This window comes from Mesorhizobium sp. WSM4808, assembly GCF_055811675.1.
Genome location: NZ_JBVVQX010000009.1, coordinates 207,461 through 216,606, shown reverse-complemented (window position 1 = coordinate 216,606; position 9,146 = coordinate 207,461). Strand labels below are relative to the sequence as shown.

Sequence of the window (9,146 nt, the reverse complement as noted above, 5' to 3'; positions counted from 1 at the left end):
GGCCCGGGCGGGGGTTTCACGTGGCTCCGCCACGGGTCGAAGGACCGCGCTTTTTCGCGCTAGAGTCCGGCCGTTTCAACAGGTCAGACGCTTCCACACCGAGCACTTTGGCGAGGCTGTCCACGACGTCGATCCCTGCCGCATAGACGCTACGTTCCAGCGAGCTGATATAGGTTCTATCAATGCCGGCACGATGCGCGAGTTCCTCTTGCGACAGCCCCTTCGCCCGCCGTTGCGTCCTCAGATTGTGTGCCAGTATCTCTCGTATCTCCATGAGACCGAGGACACGGCCTTGTAGAGAATTCTGCCACGGAGTATTTTCTACAACATGATGTTCATGCCTACCGGCCTAAGCACGGATCGAGATCAGTCTCCCAGGCGCTTGATAAGCACCGCGGGGTCTACACCCAGGGCCTCAGCAAACCGGCCAAGAATTGTGACGCTCGCGGGTTTGTTCGCGCGCTCGATTGCGCCGACGTACCGCGCACTCGAGTCGACGCGTGACACCCTTCTGCCTGGCTGGCGCATTGATCATGCTTACAAGCCCGGCGAAGACCGATATAGATCCGTTTCAAGGGGGGGAAGTACACAGATGGCGTCAGCTGAATTCTTCGACGCTCCACCGGACAGCACCGAACTGACGGACTATGACCGGTCGCACATGAAGGTCTATATGCGCGTTCTCGATGCTGCGGCCGACGGCGCCGATTGGCGCGAGGCCGTTACGGTGATTTTCGGCGTCGATCCGGATGCCGAGCCCGAACGCGCCCGGCGCGTCCACGACAGCCACCTTGCTCGGGCACGCTGGATGACGGAACACGGCTACCGTCAGCTCCTCCGCGATGGGCACGACTAGCCCACGCGATGCGCGCGGGACATCACTCGGTGCTTCCTTAAACTCTTCCCAAGACATCAGGTTTGATAAACGCTGTCCGCCCCACGTTTCGGCAACGAGGAGCACGATGACGGCCGACACATCCCGTTGGAGGACTTCGGAAGCATACGACTTTCTGGACTCCCTCGACCCTCCCGACCTTGCCTGGGAATGGCTCAGGCGCAATCCCGATTACCAGCAGGACTACGCAAGCGCCGACAGTCCTTCCCTGAAGCATCAGCTCCATCGGAAATGGGGCCTGCAGTTTTTTCGTCCCGCCGTCGTTGAATGCTGGCGAGGGTCCGGTGTTCTGGTCGGTCGAGGCCGATACGAGCGCCGTACTGCTCACGCACGCGCCAGCCATTGTGCCGGCGGCCGGGAACCTCTCTGTCGAGTTGCGCGAGACCTTGCCGCGCGCGGACGAGCAAGGCGTGCACTTCCTCCTCAAGACCGGCAGCCAGACCGTTCGGCTGGTGCGGCTCCCCGGTGTCCCGACCGGGGCGCCTCTCGCTGCACTCGTGCCGCTTGACGCTCACGGTGCCGACAGGATCGAAGCACTCGAACGGCTTTTGCGCGCTTTGCGGGGGCGGACCGTTCCTGACGACCGACGGCTGACACCGCAGCAGAAGCGGCGGCACCGGTACATGCTCCAGGCAACCGACGGCCGCAGGAGCGGTGCCAGCTATCGCGAAATCGCCACCGTTATCTTCGGCCGTGACAGAGTAGCCTCCGAGCCGTGGAAGACCTCCACCGTGCGGGCGAGCGTCATCGGCTTGGTCAAGGACGGCCAAGCCATGATCGCGGGCGGGTATCGTCACCTTCTGCATCATCGTCGCAAGGAATAGCCCAAGCGCGGTGCGTTGAGGGGTGAGGAACTTCGCCCTTCAAACTTCCTCATCCCCCAGCCCAACAGTCTTCGCCACCGTGGTCGTCATCCGCCGCCAGCATCCGGCGGTCTCAATGAAGCCCCGGAGGCCCGACCATGACTTCCAATCCCGCCGGCATGCCGCCGCGCTACCTCAGGACACCCGAGGCTGCGCGTTTCCTCGGCCTCTCTGACCGGACCCTCGAAAAGCACCGAACGTATGGAACCGGGCCCGCTTATCGAAAGCTCGGCGGCCGCGTCGTCTATGCGCTCGAGGATCTGCAGGCCTGGGCCGACCGCGGCACCAAGACGTCCACCTCCGATCCTGGCGTCGGCACCGTCCATCCAGCCCGCCGCCTCCAAGCACGCTGAGCGGTGATCCGATGACCGCATCACCGTACCAACGCAGCGAACGCGCCCATCTCGATCCCTTCGACGCATTGAGCGGCGACGTGCCGCCACGCGACCAGCGCGATCTGATGGCTCACCCCTTCTTCTCCCTCTCCAAATCCCGCCGGGTCGCACCAATCCATTACAAGGCCGGCGACATCGAGCTGCAGGTCTATGCCGTCGCCGAGCATGGCATGGCTACGATCTGGGATGCAGACGTGCTGATCTGGGCGGCAAGCCAGATTCTGGCCGCGCAGGACCGCGGCCTCCCCACCTCGCGCTTCTTCCGCTTCACACCCTATCAACTCCTCAATGCCATCGGGCGCACCACCGGTGCCCGCAGCTACTTCCTCATCAAGGGCGCACTCACCCGCCTCCAGTCGACCGTGATCCGGACGACGATCCGCCAGGGCGAGCATTGGCGGCGCCAGCAATTCTCGTGGATCAACGAATGGGAGGAACTCGCGACGCGTAGCGGCCGCGTCGAGGGAATGGAATTCGTCCTGCCCGAATGGCTCTACCAGGGCATCATCGACCGCCGCCTGGTCCTTGCCATCGATCCAGATTACTTCGCACTGACCGGCGGTATCGAGCGCTGGCTCTATCGCATCGCTCGCAAGCACGCCGGTCGCCAAGCCGCCGGCTGGCGCTTCGAATTGCACCATCTCCATGCCAAGAGCGGATCTCTTGCGCGCTATTCGGACTTCGCAATCGACATCCGCGCCATCGCACGACGCCAGCCGCTCCCCGGCTATTTGCTCGCCATGGAACACCGTTCGGGCCGTCCCGAACTTGTCCACATCAGCCCTGTGGAAAAGCTGTGCGCAACTTCGCCGGATATCCGTACATCAGGCGCATCCGGTATCCGTACATCAGGCGCAAACCTATCTGTACTTCAGGCGCAGGAACCTCATTTAAGTCCTTGGCCCAACGACCGGAATCGCTCCCGTAAAGACTCTAAAGAAGAATCTAACTCTTACTATTTGGAAGCGCGTTCCGGGGATAACCCGTCCACTTCCGGTCCCTCCCGCCGGAGGAACGGCCGATGATCGTCGCCCTCCTCAACCAGAAGGGCGGCGTCGGCAAGACGACGCTGGCGCTGCATCTCGCGGGAGAATGGGCACGCCGCGGCAGGCGCGTCACCCTGGTCGATGCCGACCCGCAAGGCTCGGCGCTCGACTGGTCGCAGCAGCGCAGCCGCGACGGTGCCCCGCGCCTGTTCGGTGTCGTCGGCCTTGCCCGCGACACGCTGCATCGCGAGGCGCCCGAACTGGCCCGCGATGCCGATCATGTCGTCATCGACGGACCGCCGCGTGTTGCCGGGCTCATGCGTTCGGCGTTGCTCGCCGCCGACCTCGTGTTGATCCCGGTTCAGCCGTCGCCGTTCGACGGATGGGCCTCTGCCGAGATGCTGGCGCTTCTAAACGAAGCGCGCATCTATCGCCCTCAGCTCGCCGCGCGGTTCGTCCTCAACCGCTGTGGCGCCCGTACCCTGATCGCTCGCGAAACTGCCGAGACGCTCGCAGATCACGATCCGCCCGTCCTCTCGGCGACCGTCGGCCAGCGCGTGGTTTTCGCTGTGGCCGCGCAATCCGGTCGGCTCGCTGGCGAGATGGACGACGACACCCCCGCAGCACGGGAGATCGCAGCACTGGTGGCCGAGATCGATCGCCTGCGCATCGGGCCGGTCGCGCCATGACCGGCCGGACCGCCAAGCACGGATTCGCATCCCGTCCCGGCGACCCTGATCGCTGGATCAAGTCCGCGGTTGAGTCGCCGCGAGGCGCCGCCGCCTCCGGCTTCACCGCGCGACTGACAATCGACGTCACGCCCGAACTGCGAGGCCGCATCAAGGTCGCCGCCTTCCATCGCGGCACGACTGTCGCCGACATGCTGCGCGAACTGCTTGCCCGCGAGTTTCCTGCCGACGACGGAGGCGCCAGATGACCCAGCCCTCCTCCCTACCACTGAGCATGCGGGCGACCGTCGACGGCCCACCGCCCTTTACTACGCTGGTCGAACTGACCTGGCGTGAGAAGCGGATCGAATACTGGATAAGGTTCGGTCGGCAGACCCACGAACAAGTTCTCGATCGGCATCGCCGTCTCGTCGGCTTCCGGCCCGGCAGCACCTTCGCCTTCGTCCGTTGGGCGGCCAATGACTACGGCACCGTGCTGTCGCGCATCGACATCGTGCGGACGATCAACCGCGGCGAACCGTTCCAGACGCTGCCTTTCGTCAGGCCCGGCGGTGACATCCTGCTCAAGGTCGAGGGCTGGCCGAAGGTCGCCCGAGTGCTCGAGATCATCGATGCGATCGAGGCGCTCGGTATCGATGCCTGCGACGTCGTCACCGACCACTGGCGTCACATAAGCCACCGCATCACTGCCGGCCTTGAGCCGCGCGACTATGACGTCGACCGGCACGCAGCATGGCTCAAGCGTCGGCAGGTGGAGCAATGAGCCGGCGCGCGATCATCACGACAATGCTCGCCGCCGCCACGCTCGTCGCGGCGCCGGCCTGGCTAGGCTACGCCCCTGCCTTCATTTGGAACGCGTCCCCCAGCGTGCCGATCGGGCTCTATCGGCTTGCACTGGTCGAGCGCCTCGATATCGGCGACTACGTCGTCGTCACGCCGCCCGAGCCGCTGGCCGCGTTTCTAGCCGGACGCGGCTATCTCGCTCGTGGGGTGCCGCTGATCAAGCGCGTACTGTCACTCGCCGGCGCCACTGTCTGCCGCCGCGGCGCAACAGTGTTCGCGTTTGACCACGCCTATGGCGAGGCGCACGAGAAGGACACCCTCGGCCGTCCCCTGCCCTCTTGGCAAGGCTGCCGGAGGCTCGCCCACGGCGAGATCTTCCTAATGAACTGGGACATGCCCGACAGCCTCGACGGCCGCTATTTCGGCCCGCTCCCCATCACCACCATCGTCGCACGCGCGCTTCCGGTCTGGACCGACGCCGAGGGCGACGGCCGCTTTCACTGGCACCTCGCCGATCCAGCCGACGCGCCGTGACCTCACTTCCCACCGCCAGAAAAAGGAGATTCCCATGGCACAGATCGGTCAGTTCACGCGCACGCAGGCCGGCTACTCGGGGCGTGTCCGCACGCTCTCGCTCGACCTCGCCATTGTCTTCGTCCCCGTCGACAATGCCAATATCGAGAACGCGCCGGACTACCGCATCCGCCTCGGCGACGAAGACGGCATCGAGATCGGCGCGGGCTGGCTCCAGACCGGCGATCGCGCCGGCGCCTACATTTCCGTCATCCTCGACGATCCCTCGTTCGTGCAGCCAATCCGCGCCCGCCTTTTCCAGTCGGACGAGAACGGCCGCGACTGGGGCCTGCATTGGACGAGGCAGAAGAAGAATTACAATCTGGACAAGCCGCTGGACTGACCGATGCCCATAAACCGTATTGCGCGCGCCACTCGGCGGCAGGGCATCTGTTGTCGTGTCGCCTTCCTTCTCCTTTCCGGCCTTCCGGTCATCTCACCCCCAGCCGCCTTGCTGGCGCAGGATGAGTTGGTCGTTCAGCCGGCGGCCGCTCGCCGTTTCGCCGCGCATATTGCGGAGGCATCGCAACGCTTTCGTATCCCCGAGGCATGGATACGCGCCATCCTCGATGCCGAGAGTGCGCAGGACGTTCGCGCTATCTCCGACGCCGGAGCGATGGGATTGATGCAGGTCATGCCCGACACCTGGGCAGAGCTGCGCGTCCGCCACCGGTTCGGCGACGATCCATTCGATCCGCGCGATAATATCCTCGCCGGCACGGCCTATCTACGCGAGATGCTCGATCGCTACGGCAGTGTCGGCGCCATGCTCGGGGCTTACAATGCGGGTCCAGGTCGCTACGACGAGTATCTCTCGACCGGTCGCCCGCTCCCGGCCGAGACCCGCGACTATGTCGGCAAGCTCGCTCCGCTGCTCGGCGGTAGCCCGTTGCCTGAGAGGACAGACACTACGCCACGGCTTGCCGATTGGCGCGACGCACCGCTCTTTATCGTGCCGGCCAGTGGCGTCTCCCCTGCCGATTCACTGCAGCGTGACGGTCAAACTGACGGAGAGGCGACGGCGGAGCCGCAGCACGGTGATGATGCAAAGCCACCACCTTCCGACGGCATTTTCGTCGCCAGATCAGGCGGGAATTCCTAGCCATGAGCGCCGGGCTGCCCTTTCGCATCGCCGGGAACCGCCGCGCAGTTTGGAGGGTGCGCAGGTGGTTACCCACAGCAGCAACCGGGCGATGGCAGGATAAAGGGGCGCGATGTGCGCGGCGGTCGAACGTTTATATTTCAAGTACTTGCGACAGGTTTTTGAGATGTGCGCCTTTGGTGCCCACATCGCAAGACCCGCACTTCATCAGCAGTTTCAACGCCGTAGCGCGATGTGCGGAGCCTCGATCATGAGCGACCAACGTGAGTTCCGCATCCGCCCGGGCCGCATTCGTTCGAGCAAGACGCAGCGCGCGCGACCCTTCATCGCCCAGGCACTTGCCGCTGCTCAAAGGGCCGGCGCCTCCCGGCAGGGGAGGATCGGGCCCGGCAACCGCTCGCGCCTTGGCCGCGGCCAGCGAGCTTCGGTCCAGGCCAACCGGCTGCTCACAGCGCGCTCGCGCGGCGCCGTCATCAAGGCCCGTGTGGTTCGTATGAACCTGCGCGGCGGGAACCTGCCGACGCACCTCGCCTATCTTCGTCGCGAAGGCGTCACCCGGGACGCAGAGAAGGCCAGGCTCTTCGGTCCCGAAACAGAAGAAGGTGATGCCGATGCCTTCTCCGATCGCTGCAAGGACGACCGCCATCATTTCCGTTTCATCGTCTCACCGGACGACGCGCTCGAGATGTCCGATCTCAGGGCGTTCACCCGCGATCTCGTCGCGCAAATGGAAAGGGACCTCGACACGAAGCTCGATTGGGTCGCCGTCGATCACTGGAACACGGAACATCCACATGTTCATCTGATCGTTCGCGGCGTGCGCGACAACGGCGAGAACCTCGTCATCGCGCGCGACTACATCAAGGAGGGCATGCGTGACCGTGCGCGTGATCTCATCACACAGGAGCTCGGCCCTCGCACCGACCACGACATCCGACGCGCCCTCGAGCGCCAGGTCGAGGCTGAACGCTGGACCAATCTCGACCGTCAGCTCAAACGTGACAGTCAACAAACCGGTGTCATCGACCTCGCACCGCGCGCCGGCGAGCAGCCCGACGAATACCATGCGCTGAAAATCGGCCGCCTTCGTGCCCTCGAACGTCTCGGTGTCGCTCACCAGATCGGCCACGGCCAGTGGTTCATGTCCGACGAAGCGGAAGCGACGCTGCGCCAACTGGGCGAACGCGGCGACATCATCAAGCGAATTCACCGCGGCCTCGCTGACGCAGGTGTCGAGCGCGGCGCTGTCGTCTTCGTGCTTGCTGGAGAGGAACTGCAGGAACCAATCATCGGGCGCCTAGTCAAGCGCGGGCTCGACGATGAGCTCAAGGGCACGGCCTACGCCGTGATCGATGGTGTCGACGGCCGCGCCCATCACATCAGGCTTCCCGACCTTGATGCCGCCGGGGACAGCGCGCCAGGCTCGATCGTCGAACTCCGCAGCTTTGCCGACGCGAAGGACCGCCGCCGGGTTGCGATAGCAGTTCGATCGGACCTTTCGCTCGAGAGACAGGTCACGGTTACCGGCGCCACCTGGCTGGACCGACAGGCCGTATCCGACGATCCTGTCGCCCTGGGCGGCGGCTTCGGACGTGATGTTCGGGATGCCATGGAACGGCGGGCCGAGCATCTGATCGAGGAAGGTCTCGCGCAACGCCAGGGCAGCAGGCTGATCTTCGCGCGGAATCTGCTCCACACGTTGCGGCGCCGTGAAGTCGAGGCGCTCGGGGACAAGCTAGCCGCCGGACTCGGCCGCCCATTCAACAAGGCGTCGACCGGTGAACACGTTACGGGCACCTACCGCCAGCGATTTGCCTTGGCGTCGGGTAGGTTCGCCATGATCGATGACGGCTTGGGCTTCCAGCTCGTGCCGTGGACACCATCGCTGGAAAGGAAGGTCGGTCAGCACGTATCGGGAGTCGCCCGTGGCGCCGGTGTGGATTGGAATTTCAATCGTAAGCGAGGCATCGGCCTTTGAACGACGGGGTGCGCCAGTGGCCGATGCTATTGCGAGTAGCCCACTGCCTGGCCGGCGGCCTTGGTGGCTCGCTCGAGGAGGCGTGGTTCCGACGCTTTCTCGCAAAAGGCCGCGAAGGAATCCGTTGCGCCCATCCAGCGCAGGTCGTCGACGTCCTCGAAAGTGGGGGCGTCGCTTCGAAGCGTAGCAAGGGTCTTGAACAGCAAAGCCGTCGCGTGCCGCTTGCCAAGTACGTCGTCAGGAAAGCGTTCAAGGGAGCCAAAGCGGGCCAGGAGTCGTGCCGCTGACACGCGGCCGATCCCGTCCAGGCCCGGATAGCCGTCCGCGCTATCGCCCACCAGGGCGAGAAAGTCGGGGATCAAGGCGGGATCCACACCGAATTTCTCGCGCACACCAACTTCGTCGCGGATCGTCTTGGTTTTGCGATCCACCTGGACGACACGTGTTCCCCGCACGCTTTGAGCCAGGTCCTTGTCCGGCGTCCAGATGCAGACCTTTTCGACGCGCTCATCGGCAGCCGCTTTGTGTGCCGCGGCAGCGAGCGCATCATCGGCTTCGAAATCGATCATGGGCCAGACGACGACCCCCATCGCGGCAAGGGCGTCCTCGAGCGGGTGGAACTGCGCGAGCAGCGCCGGCTCGATCCCCTGCCCGGTCTTGTACCCGGGCCACAGACCGTTGCGGAACGACTCGATGACATGATCCGTCGCCACCCCGAGATGTGTGGCTCCGCCCTCGACCATCTCCAGGACGGTATGCAGCACGCCAACGACGGCGCCAAGCGGCTTATCCTGACCGTTATTGAAGCGACGTTGGCCATAGAAGTGGCGGAACAATTCGTAGGTGCCGTCTACCAGGTGGACAATCATATGGTGGTTCGCG

Annotated in this window: 13 protein-coding genes and 1 pseudogene; 12 read left to right on the top strand and 2 right to left on the bottom strand. The window is 64.5% G+C overall.

What is annotated here, in order from left to right; genetic code table 11:
- Positions 1 to 16 precede the first annotated feature (16 nt).
- Positions 17 to 274: a helix-turn-helix domain-containing protein gene (locus AC0L2U_RS18365; protein ID WP_473602403.1), complete on the bottom strand. Its 258-nt coding sequence runs from the start codon at positions 272 to 274 to the stop codon at positions 17 to 19.
- 318 nt (positions 275 to 592) lie between these two features.
- Between AC0L2U_RS18365 and AC0L2U_RS18360 the strand changes: the two genes are divergently transcribed.
- The 12 genes and pseudogenes from AC0L2U_RS18360 to AC0L2U_RS18305 all read left to right on the top strand — a co-directional run bounded on the left by AC0L2U_RS18360 (position 593) and on the right by AC0L2U_RS18305 (position 8,264).
- Positions 593 to 856, top strand: coding sequence for a DNA -binding domain-containing protein (locus tag AC0L2U_RS18360; RefSeq protein ID WP_473602402.1), 264 nt, complete (start codon positions 593 to 595; stop codon positions 854 to 856).
- Positions 843 to 1,130 (top strand): annotated as a pseudogene (locus AC0L2U_RS18355) (transcriptional regulator domain-containing protein); the annotation flags it as partial. The gene AC0L2U_RS18360 and the pseudogene AC0L2U_RS18355, both read left to right, overlap by 14 nt.
- Positions 1,131 to 1,179: 49 nt before the next feature.
- On the top strand, positions 1,180 to 1,719 hold the full coding sequence (locus AC0L2U_RS18350) for a DUF2285 domain-containing protein (protein ID WP_473602401.1): 540 nt from the start codon (positions 1,180 to 1,182) through the stop codon (positions 1,717 to 1,719).
- 137 nt (positions 1,720 to 1,856) lie between these two features.
- Complete coding sequence (locus tag AC0L2U_RS18345; protein WP_473602400.1) at positions 1,857 to 2,111, top strand: helix-turn-helix transcriptional regulator; 255 nt, start codon at positions 1,857 to 1,859, stop codon at positions 2,109 to 2,111.
- An 11-nt stretch (positions 2,112 to 2,122) separates the two neighbouring features.
- On the top strand, positions 2,123 to 3,178 hold the full coding sequence (locus AC0L2U_RS18340) for a replication initiator protein A (RefSeq protein WP_473602399.1): 1,056 nt from the start codon (positions 2,123 to 2,125) through the stop codon (positions 3,176 to 3,178).
- Positions 3,175 to 3,828, top strand: a complete 654-nt coding sequence (parA, locus tag AC0L2U_RS18335) for a ParA family partition ATPase (RefSeq protein ID WP_473602398.1) — start codon at positions 3,175 to 3,177, stop codon at positions 3,826 to 3,828. Before AC0L2U_RS18340 ends, parA begins: the two co-directional genes overlap by 4 nt.
- Positions 3,825 to 4,076, top strand: a complete 252-nt coding sequence (locus tag AC0L2U_RS18330) for a ribbon-helix-helix protein (RefSeq protein WP_473602397.1) — start codon at positions 3,825 to 3,827, stop codon at positions 4,074 to 4,076. Before parA ends, AC0L2U_RS18330 begins: the two co-directional genes overlap by 4 nt.
- 26 nt (positions 4,077 to 4,102) lie before the next feature.
- On the top strand, positions 4,103 to 4,591 hold the full coding sequence (locus AC0L2U_RS18325; protein ID WP_473602443.1) for a DUF2840 domain-containing protein: 489 nt from the start codon (positions 4,103 to 4,105) through the stop codon (positions 4,589 to 4,591).
- Entirely contained in the window at positions 4,588 to 5,145 is a 558-nt protein-coding gene (locus AC0L2U_RS18320; RefSeq protein ID WP_473602396.1) for a S26 family signal peptidase, read from the top strand. The genes AC0L2U_RS18325 and AC0L2U_RS18320 overlap by 4 nt, the downstream gene beginning before the upstream one ends.
- 34 nt (positions 5,146 to 5,179) lie before the next feature.
- Positions 5,180 to 5,527, top strand: a complete 348-nt coding sequence (locus AC0L2U_RS18315) for a DUF736 domain-containing protein (RefSeq protein ID WP_473602395.1) — start codon at positions 5,180 to 5,182, stop codon at positions 5,525 to 5,527.
- A gap of 3 nt (positions 5,528 to 5,530) precedes the next feature.
- Entirely contained in the window at positions 5,531 to 6,286 is a 756-nt protein-coding gene (locus AC0L2U_RS18310; protein ID WP_473602394.1) for a lytic transglycosylase domain-containing protein, read from the top strand.
- A gap of 250 nt (positions 6,287 to 6,536) precedes the next feature.
- Positions 6,537 to 8,264, top strand: a complete 1,728-nt coding sequence (locus AC0L2U_RS18305; RefSeq protein ID WP_473602442.1) for a relaxase/mobilization nuclease domain-containing protein — start codon at positions 6,537 to 6,539, stop codon at positions 8,262 to 8,264.
- A gap of 26 nt (positions 8,265 to 8,290) precedes the next feature.
- Here AC0L2U_RS18305 and AC0L2U_RS18300 read toward each other — a convergent pair whose 3' ends face one another.
- Entirely contained in the window at positions 8,291 to 9,133 is an 843-nt protein-coding gene (locus AC0L2U_RS18300) for a 5'-3' exonuclease (RefSeq protein WP_473602393.1), read from the bottom strand.
- Positions 9,134 to 9,146: the final 13 nt, after the last annotated feature.

Excerpts from the sequence above, each read along its gene's own strand:
- AC0L2U_RS18340 (WP_473602399.1), top strand. The coding sequence starts at position 2,123 with ATGACCGCATCACCGTACCAACGCAGCGAACGCGCCCATCTCGATCCC.
- AC0L2U_RS18305 (WP_473602442.1), top strand. The coding sequence starts at position 6,537 with ATGAGCGACCAACGTGAGTTCCGCATCCGCCCGGGCCGCATTCGTTCG.
- AC0L2U_RS18315 (WP_473602395.1), top strand. The coding sequence starts at position 5,180 with ATGGCACAGATCGGTCAGTTCACGCGCACGCAGGCCGGCTACTCGGGG.
- AC0L2U_RS18345 (WP_473602400.1), top strand. The coding sequence starts at position 1,857 with ATGACTTCCAATCCCGCCGGCATGCCGCCGCGCTACCTCAGGACACCC.
- AC0L2U_RS18360 (WP_473602402.1), top strand. The coding sequence starts at position 593 with ATGGCGTCAGCTGAATTCTTCGACGCTCCACCGGACAGCACCGAACTG.
- AC0L2U_RS18310 (WP_473602394.1), top strand. The coding sequence starts at position 5,531 with ATGCCCATAAACCGTATTGCGCGCGCCACTCGGCGGCAGGGCATCTGT.
- AC0L2U_RS18330 (WP_473602397.1), top strand. The coding sequence starts at position 3,825 with ATGACCGGCCGGACCGCCAAGCACGGATTCGCATCCCGTCCCGGCGAC.
- AC0L2U_RS18325 (WP_473602443.1), top strand. The coding sequence starts at position 4,103 with ATGCGGGCGACCGTCGACGGCCCACCGCCCTTTACTACGCTGGTCGAA.
- AC0L2U_RS18320 (WP_473602396.1), top strand. The coding sequence starts at position 4,588 with ATGAGCCGGCGCGCGATCATCACGACAATGCTCGCCGCCGCCACGCTC.
- AC0L2U_RS18300 (WP_473602393.1), bottom strand. The coding sequence starts at position 9,133 with ATGATTGTCCACCTGGTAGACGGCACCTACGAATTGTTCCGCCACTTC.
- parA (WP_473602398.1), top strand. The coding sequence starts at position 3,175 with ATGATCGTCGCCCTCCTCAACCAGAAGGGCGGCGTCGGCAAGACGACG.
- AC0L2U_RS18365 (WP_473602403.1), bottom strand. The coding sequence starts at position 274 with ATGGAGATACGAGAGATACTGGCACACAATCTGAGGACGCAACGGCGG.